The organism is Burkholderia sp. BCC1644, from assembly GCF_902833225.1.
Classification (GTDB): Bacteria; Pseudomonadota; Gammaproteobacteria; order Burkholderiales; family Burkholderiaceae; genus Burkholderia.
The window spans coordinates 267,104-284,507 of record NZ_CADFEI010000004.1; the positions used below are offsets into that span (position 1 = coordinate 267,104).

Below are 17,404 nucleotides of genomic sequence, written 5' to 3' on the forward strand. Positions count from 1 at the left end.
GACCCACGACAACGATTACTTATTGAATTCACAAGCCATGCCAAAACGCACAGACATCAAGAGCATCCTCATCATCGGCGCCGGCCCGATCATCATCGGCCAGGCGTGCGAGTTCGACTATTCGGGCGCGCAGGCTTGCAAGGCGTTGCGTGAGGAGGGCTACAAGGTCGTTCTCGTCAACAGCAACCCGGCGACGATCATGACCGACCCGAACACGGCCGACGTGACCTACATCGAGCCGATCACGTGGGAAGTCGTCGCACGCATCATCGAGAAGGAGCGCCCGGACGCGATCCTGCCGACGATGGGCGGCCAGACCGCGCTGAACTGCGCGCTCGACCTGCACCACCACGGCGTGCTCGAGAAGTTCGGCGTCGAGCTGATCGGCGCGTCGCCGGAAGCGATCGACAAGGCGGAAGACCGCCAGAAGTTCAAGGAAGCGATGACCAAGATCGGTCTCGGTTCCGCGAAGTCGGGCATCGCGCACTCGCTGGAAGAAGCGACCCAGGTGCACGCCGAGATCATGGCGCTCACCGGCGGCAGCGGCTACCCGGTCGTGATCCGTCCGTCGTTCACGCTCGGCGGCTCGGGCGGCGGCATTGCGTACAACCGTGAAGAGTTCGAGGAGATCTGCAAGCGCGGCCTCGATCTCTCGCCGACGCGCGAGCTGCTGATCGAAGAGTCGCTGCTCGGCTGGAAGGAATACGAGATGGAAGTCGTGCGCGACCGCGCCGACAACTGCATCATCGTCTGCTCGATCGAAAACCTCGACCCGATGGGCGTGCACACCGGCGACTCGATCACGGTCGCGCCGGCGCAGACGCTCACCGACAAGGAATACCAGATCCTGCGTAACGCATCGCTCGCGGTGCTGCGCGAGATCGGCGTCGACACGGGCGGCTCGAACGTGCAGTTCTCGATCAACCCGAAGGACGGCCGCATGGTCGTCATCGAAATGAACCCGCGCGTGTCGCGTTCGTCGGCGCTCGCCTCGAAGGCGACGGGCTTCCCGATCGCGAAGGTTGCCGCGAAGCTGGCGGTCGGCTACACGCTCGACGAGCTGAAGAACGAAATCACCGGCGGCCAGACGCCGGCATCGTTCGAGCCGACGATCGACTACGTCGTCACGAAGATCCCGCGCTTCGCGTTCGAGAAATTCCGTGAAGCCGATTCGCGCCTGACGACGCAGATGAAGTCGGTCGGCGAAGTGATGGCGATCGGCCGCACGTTCCAGGAATCGTTCCAGAAGGCGCTGCGCGGCCTCGAAGTGGGCGTCGACGGTCTCGACGAGAAGTCGACCAACCGCGACGAAATCGCGATCGAGATCCACGAGCCGGGCCCGGACCGCATCTGGTATGTCGGCGATGCATTCCGCATCGGCATGACGGCCGCGGAAATCTTCGCGGAAACCGCGATCGATCCGTGGTTCCTCGAGCAGATCGAGCAGATCATCCTGAAGGAAAAGGCGCTGTCGGGCCGCACGCTCGCGTCGCTGTCGTTCGACGAGCTGCGCTACGTGAAGCAGAGCGGCTTCTCCGACCGCCGCCTCGCGAAGCTGCTCGGCGCGACGCCGGAAGACGTCCGCAAGCGCCGCGTCGAACTCAACGTGCGCCCGGTCTACAAGCGCGTCGACACCTGCGCGGCCGAGTTCGCGACGAAAACGGCGTACATGTACTCGACCTACGAGGAAGAGTGCGAGGCGCAGCCGACCACGAACAAGAAGATCATGGTGCTGGGCGGCGGCCCGAACCGGATCGGCCAGGGCATCGAGTTCGACTACTGCTGCGTGCACGCGGCGCTCGCGATGCGCGAGGACGGTTACGAAACGATCATGGTCAACTGCAACCCGGAAACGGTGTCGACCGACTATGACACGTCCGACCGCCTGTACTTCGAGCCGCTGACGCTCGAAGACGTGCTCGAAATCGTCGACAAGGAAAAGCCGGTCGGCGTGATCGTCCAGTACGGCGGCCAGACGCCGCTGAAGCTCGCGCTCGATCTCGAAGCGCACGGTGTGCCGATCGTCGGCACGTCGCCGGACATGATCGACGCGGCCGAAGACCGCGAACGCTTCCAGAAGCTGCTGCAGGACCTCGGCCTGCGCCAGCCGCCGAACCGCACCGCACGCGCCGAAGACGAAGCGCTCAAGCTCGCCGAGGAAATCGGCTATCCGCTGGTCGTGCGTCCGTCGTACGTGCTGGGCGGCCGCGCGATGGAAATCGTCCACGAGCCGCGTGACCTCGAGCGCTACATGCGCGAGGCCGTGAAGGTGTCGAACGATTCGCCGGTGCTGCTCGACCGCTTCCTGAACGACGCGATCGAATGCGACGTCGACTGCATCTGCGACGGCGAAGCCGTGTTCATCGGCGGCGTGATGGAGCACATCGAGCAGGCGGGCGTCCACTCGGGCGACTCGGCATGCTCGCTGCCGCCGTACTCGCTGTCGAAGGAAACCGTCGCCGAGCTGAAGCGCCAGACGGGCGCGATGGCGAAGGCGCTGAACGTGGTCGGCCTGATGAACGTGCAGTTCGCGATCCAGCAGGTGCCGCAGGCGGACGGTTCGAAGCTGGACATCATCTACGTGCTGGAAGTGAACCCGCGCGCGTCGCGCACGGTGCCGTACGTGTCGAAGGCGACCAGCCTGCCGCTCGCGAAGATCGCGGCGCGCGCGATGGTCGGCCAGAAGCTCGCGCAGCAGGGCGTGACGAAGGAAGTCGAGCCGCCGTACTTCAGCGTGAAGGAAGCGGTGTTCCCGTTCGTCAAGTTCCCGACCGTCGATCCGGTCCTCGGGCCTGAAATGCGTTCGACCGGCGAAGTGATGGGCGTCGGCCAGACGTTCGGCGAAGCGCTGTTCAAGTCGCAGCTCGCGGCCGGTTCGCGCCTGCCGGAGTCGGGCACGGTGCTGCTGACCGTGATGGATGCCGACAAGCCGAAGGCCGTCGAAGTCGCGCGCATGCTGCACGACCTCGGTTACCCGATCGTCGCGACGAAGGGCACGGCTGCCGCGATCGAAGCGGCCGGCGTGCCGGTGAAGGTCGTGAACAAGGTGAAGGATGGCCGTCCGCACATCGTCGACATGATCAAGAACGGCGAGATTGCGCTCGTGTTCACGACGGTCGACGAGACGCGCCAGGCGATCGCCGATTCGCGTTCGATCCGCATGAGCGCGCAGGCGCACAAGGTCACGTACTACACGACGATGTCGGGTGCGCGCGCGGCTGTCGAAGGCTTGCGCTACCTGAAGGATCTGGAAGTCTATGATTTACAAGGTCTTCACGCTCGCCTAAACTAAGCAGTCAGTTACCTGTCGAAGCAACACGTGCCGCGATTAGGCGGTGTTTCCAGTGCATCGGAAGCGCGCTTAATCGCGGTGATTTTTTTTAAAGCCGTTTTTAGCGATTGAGCCGTTTATGAGCACCATTCCGTTGACAAAGCGTGGCGCAGGGCAACTGCGCGATGAATTGCAGCGCCTCAAGTCCGTCGAGCGGCCGGCCGTGATCAACGCGATCGCGGAGGCCCGCGCACAGGGTGATCTGTCCGAAAACGCCGAATACGATGCCGCGAAGGAAAAGCAGGGCTTCATCGAGGGTCGCATCGCGGAACTCGAATCGAAGCTGTCCGCCGCGCAAGTCATCGATCCCACGGTGCTCGACGCCGATGGCCGCGTGGTGTTTGCCGCGACGGTCGAACTCGAGGATCTCGAATCGGGCGACACCGTCAAGTACCAGATCGTTGGCGACGACGAAGCCGATATCGATCACGGCCTGATCTCGGTCAGCTCGCCGATCGCGCGCGCACTGATCGGCAAGACCGAAGGCGACGTCGCGGCCGTGCAGGCGCCGAGCGGCGTGCGCGAGTACGAAATCATCTCGGTCAGCTACGTCTGAAGCGGGGCGACGTGATGCCGCATCGCGTGTTCCGTCTGCTGTCGGCCGTGTGGGTCGGCAGCCTGCTGACGATCGGGTATGCGGTCGCGCCCGTATTGTTCAAGACGCTGGAGCGGATGACGGCCGGTTCGGTCGCCGCCCAGCTGTTCCGTATCGAGGCGATCCTCGGCGTCGTGTGCGGTGTGCTGCTGCTCGCGTTGTCGAACCAGCAGGTTCGGCGCGGCAGCAGCGAATATCGCCGCGTGCGCTGGGTCGTCGCCGCGATGGTCGTGTGTGTGCTGGTCGGGTATTTTGCGCTGCAGCCGTTCATGAACGCGCTGCGGGTGGCCGCGATGGATGCGGGCACCGATATCGCAAACTCGCCGTATGCAAGCCGCTTCGGGATGCTGCACGGCGTCTCGAGCGTGTTCTATCTCGTCGAGAGCGTGCTGGGGCTGATGCTGATCTGGCGTCTGCCGGCCCGCGACGCCTGACGCGCGTGCCGCGCCGGCCCGGTCGATGCCGGGCCCGCGGGCAGGGAGGCGGTACGGCGTGGCCGTGCCGCCCCGATGCTTACTTGTCCTGGAACGGACGCTTCGTGCTGGCCTGGCGCTTCTTGGCGCGCTTCACGTTACCGCCTGCCGTCACGCGCTCGTTGCCGCGCACGGTGACCTTCGTCGGCTTCGGGCGACGCACGGGGCTCGCGTTCGGCGACACCTTGACGACCTTGACGGTGCGCGGTGCACGGCCTTTCTTGTCGTCGGCGGCTTCGGCCGCGCTCGGCAGCGTGCCGGCACGACGGCCGCGGGCCGGGGCCGCTACGGCGGCTTCGGGCTTCCAGATCACCAGCAGCTTGCCGATGTGCTGGATCGGCGCCGCGCTCAGGCGGTCGCAGATCTTGTCGTAGATCGCGATGCGTTCGTCGCGTTCGTCGCCGAACACGCGGATCTTGATCAACTGGTGCGCGTCGAGGTGCACCTTGATTTCTTTCAGCACGGCGTCGGTCAGCCCTTCGGCGCCGATCAGCACGACGGGCTTGAGCGCATGGGCCTGGGAGCGCAGCGCGGAGCGCTCGGCGGGAGAAAGCGAAAGGGCGGGCATGGAAATGTCGGAATCTTAATAAGGGCGCGCTGACTGAATAGCGATCGCGGGAAGTTACCGCGTCAGTCGTGCGCCGAAACCACGTAAAATCGCGGCTTGGGCCTCAAAAGGGGCCGCAGCCGCGCGAAGAAGACGCGTATTATCCGCTAAAAGCGCGGCTTCACGAAGCAATTGGCAGCAATCTCTCTCTCGAATGGCAAAAAACCGCTTCAACCAGCACTGGCTGCACGACCACATCAACGACCCGTACGTCAAAATGGCGCAGCGGGAGGGCTATCGCGCGCGTGCCGCGTACAAGCTGAAGGAAATCGACGAGCAGGACAAGCTGATCCGTCCGGGCCAGGTGATCGTCGATCTCGGCGCGACGCCGGGCAGCTGGAGCCAGTATGCCCGCAACAAGCTCGCGCTGGGCAAGAAGCGTGACGCGGAGCGCGAAGGCGGCATCGACGGCACGATCGTGGCGCTCGACATCCTGCCGATGGAGCCGATCGCCGACGTCCACTTCCTCCAGGGCGACTTCCGCGAGGACGCCGTCCTTCACCAACTCGAAGAAGTGCTCGAAGGGCGCTCGGTGGACCTTGTTATTTCCGACATGGCCCCCAACCTCTCCGGCGTGGCCTCGGCGGACGCGGCGCGCATCGAGCATCTGTGCGATCTGGCGCTCGAATTCGCGCAGAATCATCTGAAGCCGGATGGTGCGCTGCTCGTGAAGTGCTTTCACGGCAGCGGCTACAGCCAGATCGTCGAGAAATTCAAGCAGCAGTTTAAGACTGTCGCGCCGCGCAAGCCGAAGGCGTCCCGCGACAAATCGTCCGAAACGTTCATTTTGGGTCGGCATCTGAAGCATCCGCGGTGACGCGGAGCGGGATACCGCAAACGGGCTCCGGCCCTTGCCAGACAAGCGAAGCGCTATCGCGGCGGTTGTCAATGCTTATGGCGAGGGTGGTCGGACTGGATTAGAATGACCGAGGGGCGCCGCAAGGAAAATGTAGGCGCTCGTCTACGAGTGAAGGAGTGGTGCTTTGAACAACAATATGTTTTCGAAGGCAGCGGTGTGGCTGGTGATCGCACTGGTGCTGTTTACGGTGTTCAAGCAGTTCGACAAGCCCCGCGTCCAGGAAGGCGTGTCCTATTCGCAGTTCATGGACGACGCCAAGAACGGCAAGGTCAAGAACGTCATCGTTCAGGGGCGCAACCTCACCGTCACTCCGGCTGATGGCCAGAAATACCAGATCGTGTCGCCCGGCGACATCTGGATGGTCGGCGATCTGATGAAGTACGGCGTGCAAGTCAGCGGCAAGGCCGACGACGAGCCGAACGCGCTGATGTCTGCGCTGTACTACCTCGGGCCGACGATCCTGATCATCGTGTTCTGGTTCTACATGATGAGGCAGATGCAGGGGGGCGGCAAAGGCGGCGCGTTCTCGTTCGGAAAATCGCGTGCGCGGCTGATCGACGAGAACAACAACGCGGTGAACTTCTCCGACGTCGCGGGCTGCGACGAAGCGAAGGAAGAAGTGTCCGAGCTCGTCGACTTCCTGCGTGATCCGCAGAAATTCCAGAAGCTGGGCGGTCGCATTCCGCGCGGCGTGCTGCTCGTCGGCCCGCCGGGTACCGGCAAGACGCTGCTGGCCCGCGCGATCGCGGGTGAAGCGAAGGTGCCGTTCTTCAGCATCTCGGGTTCGGACTTCGTCGAAATGTTCGTCGGCGTCGGCGCGGCCCGTGTGCGCGACATGTTCGAGCAGGCGAAGAAGCACGCACCGTGTATCGTGTTCATCGACGAAATCGACGCGGTCGGCCGTCATCGCGGCGCCGGCATGGGCGGCGGCAACGACGAGCGCGAACAGACGCTGAACCAGATGCTCGTCGAGATGGACGGCTTCGAGGCGAACTCGGGCGTGATCGTGATCGCCGCGACCAACCGTTCCGACGTGCTCGACAAGGCGCTGCTGCGTCCGGGCCGTTTCGACCGCCAGGTCTACGTCGGTCTGCCGGACATCCGCGGCCGCGAACAGATCATGCGCGTACACCTGCGCAAGGTACCGATCTCGAACGACGTCGATGCGGCAGTCATCGCGCGCGGCACGCCGGGCTTCTCGGGCGCCGATCTCGCGAACCTCGTGAACGAAGCTGCACTGTTCGCCGCACGTCGTGGCAAACGTATCGTCGAGATGCAGGATTTCGAGGATGCGAAGGACAAGATCTTCATGGGTCCGGAACGCAAGTCGGCCGTGATCCGCGAAGAGGCGAAACGCGCAACCGCTTACCACGAGTCGGGGCACGCGGTGATCGCGAAGCTGCTGCCGAAGGCCGACCCGGTGCACAAGGTCACGATCATTCCGCGCGGCCGTGCGCTGGGTGTCACGTGGCAGCTGCCGGAGCATGACAACGAGACGTACTCGAAGGACTACCTGATGGACCGCCTCGCGATCCTGTTCGGTGGTCGGGTGGCGGAAGAGTTGTTCATGAACCTCGTCAGCACCGGCGCGTCGGACGACTTCAACAAGGCAACGCAGACGGCGCGTGCGATGGTCGCCCGGTTCGGCATGACCGACGCACTCGGGCCGATGGTCTACGTCGACGACGAGAACGACGCATCGCCGTTCGGCCGTGGCTTCACGCGTACGATTTCGGAAGCGACGCAGCAGAAGGTCGACTCGGAAATCCGCCGCGTGCTCGACGAACAGTACGGCCTTGCGCGCCGCCTGCTCGACGAGAACCGCGACAAGGTCGAAGCGATGACGGCTGCACTGATGGAGTGGGAGACGATCGACGCCGATCAGATCAACGACATCATGGAAGGTCGTCCGCCGCGTTCGCCGAAGAGCTCGCCGGCTGTCGGCGGCGATTCGTCGGGCGGTGGCAGCAGCGCCGAGGTCAAGCCCGGCAACGCACCGGCGCCGGCTTCGCCGGCGGCGTAATCTCTCCGCTTTAGCACCGTTCACGGGCTGGTGTGGCTTCACACCGGCCCGTTTTGCATTCATTCACGCCAGTCGCTCGTGTCCGATTCCGCAGTTTCCCCGTCCATTCCCGCGCCACTTCAGTGCGGCCGCTTCGAGCTGACGTTCGAACGCCCGCTCGTGATGGGCATCCTCAACGCGACGCCCGATTCGTTCTCCGATGGCGGCCGCTTCCTCGCGCGCGACGATGCACTGCGCCAGGCCGAACGGATGATTGCTGAAGGCGCGGACCTCCTCGATATCGGCGGCGAATCGACGCGTCCCGGCGCGCCGCCCGTGCCGCTCGACGAGGAACTCGCGCGCGTGATCCCGCTTGTCGAGGCGCTGCGGCCGCTGAACGTGCCGCTGTCGATCGACACCTACAAGCCGGCCGTGATGCGCGCGGCGCTGGCCGCCGGCGCGGACCTGATCAACGACATCTGGGGGTTCCGCCAGCCGGGTGCGATCGACGCGGTGCGCGAAGGCAACAGCGGGCTGTGCGCGATGCACATGCTCGGCGAGCCGCAGACGATGCAGGTTGGCGAGCCGGATTACGGCGACGTCGTGACCGACGTGCGCGACTTTCTCGCCGCGCGCGCGCAGGCGCTGCGCGACGCGGGCATTGCGCCGGAACGGATTTGCGTCGATCCCGGTTTCGGGTTCGGCAAGGCGGTCGTCGACGACAACTACGCGCTGCTGGCCGCGTTGCCGGACACGGCGCCTGCGCGGCCCGGCGGGCGTGCGTATCCGATTCTCGCGGGCATGTCGCGCAAGTCGATGCTCGGCGCGGTGATCGGCGGCAAGCCGCCGATGGAGCGCGTCGCGGCGAGCGTGGCGGCCGCGTTGTGCGCGGTCGAGCGCGGTGCCGCGATCGTGCGCGTGCACGACGTCGCCGCGACGGTCGATGCGCTGAAAATATGGAATGCCGTGCGCGAAGCCGCACGGCAACGATAAGTCAGAAGACGAAGGAGGAAGATCCGCTATGGGACGTCGATATTTCGGCACGGACGGCATTCGCGGTACGGTGGGCGAGGCGCCCATCACACCGGATTTCGTATTGCGTCTCGGCTATGCGGCCGGCAAGGTGCTGGCAGGTTCGGCCGACGTCGCGGCGGGCTCGCGTCCGACCGTGCTGATCGGCAAGGACACGCGCGTGTCGGGCTACATGCTCGAAGCCGCGCTCGAGGCCGGCTTCTCGGCGGCGGGCGTCGACGTGATGCTGGCCGGCCCGATGCCCACGCCGGGCGTCGCGTACCTGACGCGCGCACTGCGCTTGTCTGCCGGCGTCGTGATCAGTGCGTCGCACAACCCGTATCACGACAACGGGATCAAGTTTTTCTCGGCTGACGGCAACAAGCTGCCCGACGACACCGAAGCCGCGATCGAAGCGTGGCTCGACAAGCCGCTCGAATGCGCATCGTCCGACGGCCTCGGCAAGGCGCGCCGCCTCGACGACGCGGCAGGCCGCTACATCGAGTTCTGCAAGAGCACGTTCCCGGCCGCGTTCGACCTGCGCGGGCTGAAGCTCGTGATCGATTGCGCGCACGGTGCCGCGTACCAGATCGCACCGCACGTATTTCACGAGCTCGGCGCCGACGTGATCCCGATCGGCGTCGCGCCGAACGGCTTCAACATCAACGACGGCGTCGGTGCGACCGCGCCGGACGCGCTGGTGCGCGCGGTGCGCGCCAACCACGCCGATCTCGGCATTGCGCTCGACGGCGACGCGGACCGCCTGCAGGTCGTCGATTCGACCGGGCGCCTGTACAACGGCGACGAACTCCTCTACGTGCTCGTGAAGGACCGGATCGCGACCGACGGCAAGGTCGACGGCGCGGTCGGCACGCTGATGACGAACCTCGCGGTCGAAGTCGCGTTGCAGCGCGAGGGCGTGAAGTTCGTCCGTGCGGCAGTCGGCGACCGCTACGTGCTCGAGCAGTTGCGTGAAAACGGCTGGCAGCTCGGCGCAGAAGGGTCGGGTCACATCCTGTCGCTCGACCGGCATTCGACCGGCGACGGCATCGTGTCGGCGCTGCTCGTGCTGGCCGCGCTGAAGCGCAGCGGCCGTACGCTCGCGCAGATGCTCGATGGCGTCACGCTGTTCCCGCAGAAGCTGATCAACGTGCGGATGAAGCCCGGCGCCGACTGGAAGGGAAGCGCATCGATTCGCGCGGCGATCGACGCGGCGGAAGCCGCGCTCGCCGGCAGCGGCCGCGTACTGATCCGCGCATCGGGCACCGAGCCCGTGCTGCGCGTGATGGTCGAGGCGCAGCAGGCGGCCGATGCGGTGCGCCATGCGGAGACGATCGCCGACGCGGTGCGCGCTGCGACAACCTGACGCAGGATGGCGGCGCGGCGCGGTCCTTTCGCCCGCGCGCCGGCGTTCCGATATATGGACAGGCGGCGCCTTCGGGGCGCCGTCATTTCGTCAGACGCAAAGGTTTGCGATATCGATGGAAGCGCGTTTTCGCACACGCATTCTTCCTGCCAAATAAATCCTCCGACCCCGGATATTCGGCCTGCTGTCGACAGGGCTTCACGTCCCGCCGACGCTGCGCTACGATCCGCTCGCACACCCGCGAAACGGGTGTCCGCCACGTCCTTGCCAGGCAGGCAATTCTTGCCGCCATCGCCGTTCCGGTGCCGCCCGGGCGCCACTCGCGCCGCCCTCGCTATTCCCTTTCAACCAGTCATGTTACTGTCACGCCAGTTTCATCGATTGTCACATTACCGTCATGAGGAGCCCCTAACCTTCGCGGTGCCGTAGTCATCCGCTCACACACTGGAGGTCTCATGAAATTGATGCAAACCGCGATTGCCGGCCTGGCTGGCGCGCTTTTCGCCGTCGCCGCCCACGCTGCCGACATCACGGGCGCAGGCAGCACGTTCGCGATGCCGATCTATACGAAATGGGCTGCCGACTACCAGCAGTCCGGCGGTTCGAAGGTCAACTACCAAGGTATCGGCTCGTCGGGCGGCCTGAAGCAGATCGTCGCGAAGACGGTCGATTTTGCCGGTTCGGACGCTCCGCTGAAGGATGAAGAGCTCGCGAAGGAAGGCCTGTTCCAGTTCCCGACGGTGGTCGGCGGCGTGGTGCCGGTCGTCAACGTGCCGGGCGTGAAGGCCGGTGAACTGACGCTGTCGGGCCCGCTGCTCGGCGACATCTATCTCGGCAAGATCAAGAAGTGGAACGACCCGGCGATCGCCGCGCTGAACCCGAAGGTCAAGCTGCCGGATACGGACATCGCCGTGGTTCGCCGCGCTGACGGTTCGGGCACCAGCTTCATCTGGACGAACTACCTGTCGAAGGTCAACGACGAGTGGAAGTCGAAGATCGGCGAAGGCACGACGGTCAACTGGCCGACGGGCACGGGCGGCAAGGGCAACGACGGCGTCGCAGCCTTCGTGCAGCGCCTGCCGGGCGCGATCGGCTACGTCGAATGGGCGTACGCGAAGAAGAACAACATGGTCTACACGGCCCTGAAGAACTCGACGGGCACCGTGGTCGAGCCGAAGACGGAAACGTTCAAGGCCGCTGCTGCCGGCGCGAACTGGTCGAAGTCGTTCTACCAGATCCTGACGAACCAGCCGGGCAAGGAAGCATGGCCGGTCGTCGGCGCGACGTTCGTGCTGCTGCACGCAAAGCAGGACAAGCCGGAGCAGGGCGCCGAAACGCTGAAGTTCTTCAGCTGGGCGTTCAAGAATGGCGAGAAGGCTGCTGACAGCCTCGACTACATCTCGCTGCCGTCGGCAGTCGAAGTGGAAATCCGCAAGCAGTGGAAGGCGAAGGTGACGGACGCTTCGGGCAAGGCAGTCGCCGCCGAGTAAGCAATGCAGCGGTTCGCTGCCCGGCCGTGCCGGCCGGGCAGTGTGTGCGGTAAAGCCGGGCGTTATGGCGCCCGGCAATCAAAAGCAGGCACCCATGTCTGATATTTCCTACACGTCCTCCCGATCGCCCGACGGTGCGCAGCACGCGCCGAGCCGTCTCGGGGATGTTCTGTTCGGCGGCCTCGCTCGGCTCGCCGCGATCGTGACCCTGCTGCTGCTGGGCGGGATCATCGTTTCCCTGATCATTGCGTCGATGCCGACCATCCAGAAGTTCGGCCTCGGCTTCCTGTTTCAATCCGAGTGGGATCCCAACTCGGACATCTACGGCGCACTCGTGCCGATCTACGGCACGATCGTGACGTCGATCATCGCGCTCGCCATCGCGGTGCCCGTCAGTTTCGGCATCGCACTGTTCCTCACCGAATTGTCGCCCGTCTGGCTGCGCCGCCCGCTCGGCATCGCGATCGAGCTGCTCGCCGCGATTCCGTCGATCGTGTACGGCATGTGGGGCCTGCTCGTGTTCGCGCCGATCTTCGCCGAATACTTCCAGAAGCCGATCGGCCGCCTGTTCAAGGACGTCTGGGTGCTCGGTCCGCTGACGGCGGGCCCGCCGATCGGCATCGGCATCCTCGCGGCCGGCGTGATCCTCGCAATCATGATCATCCCTTACATCGCATCGGTGATGCGCGACGTGTTCGAAGTCACGCCCGTGCTGCTGAAGGAATCGGCGTACGGGATCGGCTGCACGACCTGGGAAGTGATGTGGAAGGTCGTGCTGCCCTATACGAAGACCGGCGTGATCGGCGGCGTGATGCTCGGCCTCGGCCGCGCGCTCGGCGAGACGATGGCCGTGACCTTCGTGATCGGCAACACCAACCTGCTCGACAGCGTGTCGCTGTTCGCGCCGGGCAACAGCATCACGTCGGCGCTCGCGAATGAATTCGCCGAGGCGCAGCCGGGCCTGCATACGTCCGCGCTGATGGAACTGGGCCTGATCCTGTTCGTGATCACGTTCATCGTGCTGTCCATCTCCAAACTGCTGCTGCTTCGTCTCGAGAAGGGAGAGGGCAAGAAATGAGCGAGCCCATCATGAATTTCCCGGGGCCGAGCGGTGCCGCGCTCGAAGCGATGCGCAACCGCCTGCAGCGCAAGCGCAAGGCCATCAACGCGATCGCGCTCGCCGCGGCGCTCGGCGCGATGGCATTCGGCCTGCTGTGGCTCGTGTGGATTCTCTACACGACGATTCACCTCGGTATCGGCGGCCTGTCGCTGCAACTGTTCACCGAATCGACGCCGGCGCCGAACACGGAAGGCGGCGGTCTCGCGAACGCGATCGTCGGCAGCCTGCTGCTGTGCGGTTTCGGCACGCTGGTGGGCACGCCGATCGGCATCCTCGCGGGCGTCTATCTCGCCGAATACGGCCAGAAGAACCTGCTGGCGAGCACGATCCGCTTCATCAACGACATCCTGCTGTCGGCGCCGTCGATCGTCATCGGCCTGTTCGTGTACGCGATCGTCGTGGCGAAGTCGGGGCGCTTCTCGGGTTGGGCCGGCGTCATCGCGCTCGCCCTGCTGCAGATTCCGATCGTGATCCGCACGACCGAGAACATGCTGAAGCTCGTGCCGAACGCGCTGCGTGAAGCGGCCTTCGCGCTGGGTACGCCGAAGTGGCGCATGGTGCTGAAGATCACGCTGCGTGCGTCGGTCGGCGGGATCGTGACGGGCGTGCTGCTCGCGGTCGCGCGGATTGCCGGCGAAACGGCGCCGCTGCTCTTCACGGCACTGTCGAACCAGTTCTTCTCGTGGGACATGAGCCAGCCGATGGCGAACCTGCCCGTCACGATCTACAAGTTCGCGATGAGCCCGTTCGCGGAATGGCAGTCGCTCGCATGGGCGGGCGTGTTCCTGATTACGCTCGGGGTGCTCGGACTCAATGTCCTGGCGCGCTCGATCTTCTCGAAAAAGTAACGGCGGAGCAATCCGATGAATATGGCAGAGAGCCACCTGAATCCTGTCGAGCGCACCGCTGCGCCGGCCGGCACGCATGACGCGGCGAACGATCGCCCGCTCGCGCCGCTGAACGCGAAGATCGAGGTCAACAACCTCAACTTCTTCTACAACAAGTTCCATGCGCTGAAGAACATCAACCTGCGCATTCCGGACGGCAAGGTGACCGCGTTCATCGGCCCGTCGGGTTGCGGCAAGTCGACGCTGCTGCGTACGTTCAACAAGATGTTCGCGCTCTATCCGGAGCAGCGCGCCGAAGGCGAAATCCTGATGGACGGCGAGAACCTGCTGACGACGAAGCGCGACATCTCGCTGCTGCGCGCGCGGATCGGCATGGTGTTCCAGAAGCCGACCCCGTTCCCGATGTCGATCTACGACAACATCGCGTTCGGCGTGAAGATGTTCGAGAAGCTCACGCGTTCGGAGATGGACGACCGCGTCGAGTGGGCGCTCACGAAGGCCGCGCTGTGGAACGAAGTGAAGGACAAGCTGGGCCAGAGCGGCTACGGCCTGTCGGGTGGCCAGCAGCAGCGTCTGTGCATCGCGCGCGGCATTGCAATCCGTCCGGAAGTGCTGCTGCTCGACGAGCCGTGCTCGGCGCTCGACCCGATCTCGACGGGCCGCATCGAAGAGCTGATCGCGGAGCTGAAGAGCGACTACACGGTCGTGATCGTCACGCACAACATGCAGCAGGCCGCACGCTGCTCGGATTACACGGCCTACATGTACCTGGGCGAGCTGATCGAATTCGGCGAAACCGAAAAGATCTTCATCAAGCCGGTGCGCAAGGAAACGGAAGACTACATCACCGGCCGTTTCGGCTGATGACGGAGAACAACAGCCATGTCGGATAAACATCTGTCGAGCCAGTTCGACGCGGACCTGAATGCCGTGTCGTCGAAAGTGCTGGAAATGGGCGGGCTCGTCGAGTCGCAGATCGTCGGCGCGATGTACGCGCTGAACGAATTCGATCGCGAGACGGCCGAGAAGGTGATCGCGGCCGAGGAAACGCTGAACGCGATGGAAGTCGACATCGACCAGGAGTGCGGCAACATCATCGCGCGGAGGCAGCCTGCCGCACGTGACCTGCGTCTTTTGATGTCGATTTCGAAAACGATTACGAACCTCGAGCGCGCCGGCGACGAGGCCGAGAAGATCGCCAAGCGCGTGCGTCGCCTGGTCGACGAGCCGGCCGCGCGCACGGTCAACATCGCCGAGATCAAGGTGTCGGGCGAGATGGCCGTGACGATCCTGCGCCGCGCGCTCGACGCGTTTGCACGCCTCGACACGGTCGCGGCCGCGCAGATCGTCAAGGACGACAAGGAGATCGACCTGGAATTCCGCGCGTTCGTGCGCAAGCTCGTGTCGTACATGCAGGAAGATCCGCGCACGATCTCGGTTGGTCTCGAGTATCTGTTCATCGCGAAGGCGATCGAGCGGATCGGCGACCACGCGAAGAACATCGCCGAGTTCATCATCTACATCGTGAAGGGCACGGACGTGCGGCACCAGCCGCGCGACACGCTCGACCGTGAAGCCAACAGTTAACACGACCCAGCACAGGAAAAAAAGAGGTGCCGATGCCCAGCAACATTCTCGTCGTTGAAGATGAGCCCGCGATTTCCGAACTGATCTCGGTGAATCTCCAGCACGCCGGTCACTGCCCGATCCGTGCGTACAACGCCGAACAGGCGCAGAACCTGATCAGCGACGTGCTGCCCGATCTCGTGCTGCTCGACTGGATGCTGCCGGGCAAATCCGGTATCGCGTTCGCGCGCGACCTGCGCAACAACGAACGGACCAAACACATCCCGATCATCATGCTGACTGCTCGCGGCGACGAGCAGGACAAGGTGCTCGGCCTCGAAATCGGCGCGGACGACTACGTGACGAAGCCGTTCTCGCCGAAGGAACTGATGGCGCGGATCAAGGCCGTGCTGCGCCGCCGTGCGCCGCAGCTGACCGAGGACGTCGTGTCGATCAACGGGCTGCGCCTCGACCCGGCCACGCATCGCGTCGCCGCGCACGGCGACGGCAGCGAGATCAAGCTCGATCTCGGCCCGACCGAGTTCCGCCTGCTGCATTTCTTCATGACGCATCCGGAACGCGTGCACAGCCGAACGCAACTGCTCGACCAGGTGTGGGGCGACCATGTGTTCGTCGAGGAGCGTACCGTCGACGTGCACATCAAACGATTGCGCGCGGCCTTGAAACCGGCCGGTTGCGATGCGATGATCGAGACCGTGCGCGGCAGCGGCTACCGGCTCGCCAAGCACGCGTAACGTATTCGGGCATGCCGTGTGCCGCGGCATGCCGTTCATTCTTTCGGACGCTGAATCATGAACATCATCTGGGCGCGCTTTCTGGTGTCGCTCGTGCTGCTCGTGCTGATCGGCGTATTGGTCGGCGTCTTCGCCGGCCCGACCGCGGGCCTCGTGTTCGTGGTCGTGATGCTGATCGCGCAGGGCTTTTTCAGCACCTTCCATACGCAGCGTCTGTGGCGCCTGCTCGACGCGCCGGTCTACGGCGAAGTGCCGAGCGCGCCGGGCATCTGGGGCGAGATCTACTATCGTCTGCACAAGCTCGCGAAGCAATGGCATGCGCAGGTGCGGCAGGTCGAGCAGCAGCATTCGCGCTTCATCCAGGCGATCCAGGCGTCGCCGAACGGCGTCGCGATGCTCGACGACCACGACCAGATCGAGTGGTGCAACGCGATCGCCGAGGTTCATTTCGGCCTCGATGCGAAGCGCGACCTGCGCCAGCACATCACGAACCTGGTGCGCCATCCCGACTTCGTCCGCTATCTGAATGCGCAGCATTACGACGAGACGCTCGTGATGCGCGGCATGGGCGACTCGCGGCAGAACGTGCTGGCCGTGCAGGTGTTTCCGTACGGCGAGAACCGCAAGCTGCTGCTCACGCAGGACATCACCGAGCTCGAGCGCACCGACGCGATGCGGCGCGACTTCGTCGCGAACGTGTCGCACGAGTTGAAGACACCGCTCACCGTGCTGTCGGGCTTCCTCGAGACGATGCGCGAACTGCCGCTGAACGAGGAAGACCGCGGGCGCTATCTCGAGATGATGGAGCAGCAGGCCTCGCGGATGCGGCACATCGTGACCGATCTGCTGGTGCTCGCGAAGCTGGAAGGCGAGAGCAAGCCGCCGCTCGATCGCGCGATCGACATGCGCGCGGTGTTCGATCATCTGAAGGAGGACGCGCAGACGCTGTCGAACGGGCATCACGACATCGCGTTCACGATCGACGAGACGCTGGGCGTCACGGGGGCGCAGACGGAGCTGTTCAGCGCATTCGCGAATCTCGTCACGAACGCGATCCGCTATACGCCGGAAGGCGGCAAGATCGTCGTCACGTGGCGGCGCGAGGGTGCGCAGGGCGTGTTTTCCGTCACGGACAGCGGCTTCGGCATTCCGGCCGCCGATCTGCCGCGGCTCACCGAGCGCTTCTATCGCGTCGACCGCAGCCGTTCGCGCGATACGGGGGGGACCGGGCTCGGGCTGGCGATCGTCAAGCACGTGCTGCAGCGGCACGACGCGCACCTGTACGTGCAGAGCGAGGAAGGGCGCGGCAGCACGTTCACCGCGCGATTCCCGGGCTCGCGCATCATCGCGATCCGGCCGGCCGCGTACGAGGCGTGATCGC

The 17,404-nt window shown here is 64.7% G+C and carries 15 protein-coding genes; 14 read left to right on the forward strand and 1 reads right to left on the reverse strand.

Features of this window, described 5'->3' with window-relative positions:
- Window positions 1-37 precede the first annotated feature (37 nt).
- The 3 genes from carB (at window position 38) to HWX87_RS10050 (ending at window position 4,360) form a co-directional block, all read left to right on the forward strand.
- On the forward strand, window positions 38-3,292 hold the full coding sequence (carB, locus tag HWX87_RS10040) for a carbamoyl-phosphate synthase large subunit (RefSeq protein ID WP_176046998.1): 3,255 nt from the start codon (window positions 38-40) through the stop codon (window positions 3,290-3,292).
- Window positions 3,293-3,410: 118 nt separating this feature from the next.
- Complete coding sequence (gene greA, locus HWX87_RS10045; RefSeq protein ID WP_176046999.1) at window positions 3,411-3,887, forward strand: transcription elongation factor GreA; 477 nt, start codon at window positions 3,411-3,413, stop codon at window positions 3,885-3,887.
- A 14-nt stretch (window positions 3,888-3,901) separates the two neighbouring features.
- Window positions 3,902-4,360 carry a DUF4149 domain-containing protein gene (locus HWX87_RS10050; RefSeq protein WP_021163361.1) on the forward strand — a complete coding sequence of 153 codons (459 nt, stop codon included), beginning with the start codon at window positions 3,902-3,904 and terminating at the stop codon, window positions 4,358-4,360.
- 79 nt (window positions 4,361-4,439) lie between these two features.
- Here the strand turns inward: HWX87_RS10050 and HWX87_RS10055 are convergent, their stop codons facing one another.
- Window positions 4,440-4,967 carry a YhbY family RNA-binding protein gene (locus HWX87_RS10055; protein WP_176047000.1) on the reverse strand — a complete coding sequence of 176 codons (528 nt, stop codon included), beginning with the start codon at window positions 4,965-4,967 and terminating at the stop codon, window positions 4,440-4,442.
- A gap of 193 nt (window positions 4,968-5,160) precedes the next feature.
- On the opposite strand from HWX87_RS10055, the gene HWX87_RS10060 reads away from it, so the two are divergent.
- The 11 genes from HWX87_RS10060 (at window position 5,161) to phoR (ending at window position 17,400) form a co-directional block, all read left to right on the forward strand.
- A complete protein-coding gene (locus tag HWX87_RS10060; RefSeq protein ID WP_176047001.1) occupies window positions 5,161-5,823 on the forward strand; it encodes an RlmE family RNA methyltransferase in 663 nt (220 codons plus the stop codon).
- Between the two features lie 166 nt (window positions 5,824-5,989).
- Window positions 5,990-7,888 carry an ATP-dependent zinc metalloprotease FtsH gene (ftsH, locus tag HWX87_RS10065; protein ID WP_174951848.1) on the forward strand — a complete coding sequence of 633 codons (1,899 nt, stop codon included), beginning with the start codon at window positions 5,990-5,992 and terminating at the stop codon, window positions 7,886-7,888.
- A gap of 30 nt (window positions 7,889-7,918) precedes the next feature.
- The gene (gene folP, locus HWX87_RS10070; protein WP_176047002.1) at window positions 7,919-8,860 is read left to right on the forward strand and encodes a dihydropteroate synthase; all 942 of its coding nucleotides are present in this window, start codon (window positions 7,919-7,921) and stop codon (window positions 8,858-8,860) included.
- Window positions 8,861-8,888: 28 nt separating this feature from the next.
- Window positions 8,889-10,244 carry a phosphoglucosamine mutase gene (glmM, locus tag HWX87_RS10075; protein WP_176047003.1) on the forward strand — a complete coding sequence of 452 codons (1,356 nt, stop codon included), beginning with the start codon at window positions 8,889-8,891 and terminating at the stop codon, window positions 10,242-10,244.
- Between the two features lie 455 nt (window positions 10,245-10,699).
- Window positions 10,700-11,734 (forward strand): phosphate ABC transporter substrate-binding protein PstS, encoded by a 1,035-nt coding sequence (pstS, locus tag HWX87_RS10080; RefSeq protein WP_176047004.1) that lies wholly within the window; start codon window positions 10,700-10,702, stop codon window positions 11,732-11,734.
- A gap of 94 nt (window positions 11,735-11,828) precedes the next feature.
- Window positions 11,829-12,812 carry a phosphate ABC transporter permease PstC gene (gene pstC, locus HWX87_RS10085; RefSeq protein ID WP_176047005.1) on the forward strand — a complete coding sequence of 328 codons (984 nt, stop codon included), beginning with the start codon at window positions 11,829-11,831 and terminating at the stop codon, window positions 12,810-12,812.
- Window positions 12,809-13,702 carry a phosphate ABC transporter permease PstA gene (pstA, locus tag HWX87_RS10090; protein ID WP_176047006.1) on the forward strand — a complete coding sequence of 298 codons (894 nt, stop codon included), beginning with the start codon at window positions 12,809-12,811 and terminating at the stop codon, window positions 13,700-13,702. The genes pstC and pstA overlap by 4 nt, the downstream gene beginning before the upstream one ends.
- 15 nt (window positions 13,703-13,717) lie before the next feature.
- Window positions 13,718-14,566 (forward strand): phosphate ABC transporter ATP-binding protein PstB, encoded by an 849-nt coding sequence (gene pstB, locus HWX87_RS10095; RefSeq protein WP_034186662.1) that lies wholly within the window; start codon window positions 13,718-13,720, stop codon window positions 14,564-14,566.
- A gap of 18 nt (window positions 14,567-14,584) precedes the next feature.
- A complete protein-coding gene (phoU, locus tag HWX87_RS10100) occupies window positions 14,585-15,289 on the forward strand; it encodes a phosphate signaling complex protein PhoU (protein ID WP_176047007.1) in 705 nt (234 codons plus the stop codon).
- Window positions 15,290-15,321: 32 nt separating this feature from the next.
- Window positions 15,322-16,023 (forward strand): phosphate regulon transcriptional regulator PhoB, encoded by a 702-nt coding sequence (gene phoB / locus HWX87_RS10105; RefSeq protein ID WP_006750313.1) that lies wholly within the window; start codon window positions 15,322-15,324, stop codon window positions 16,021-16,023.
- A gap of 57 nt (window positions 16,024-16,080) precedes the next feature.
- Window positions 16,081-17,400 carry a phosphate regulon sensor histidine kinase PhoR gene (gene phoR / locus HWX87_RS10110; protein WP_176047008.1) on the forward strand — a complete coding sequence of 440 codons (1,320 nt, stop codon included), beginning with the start codon at window positions 16,081-16,083 and terminating at the stop codon, window positions 17,398-17,400.
- The last annotated feature ends 4 nt before the right edge of the window (window positions 17,401-17,404 follow it).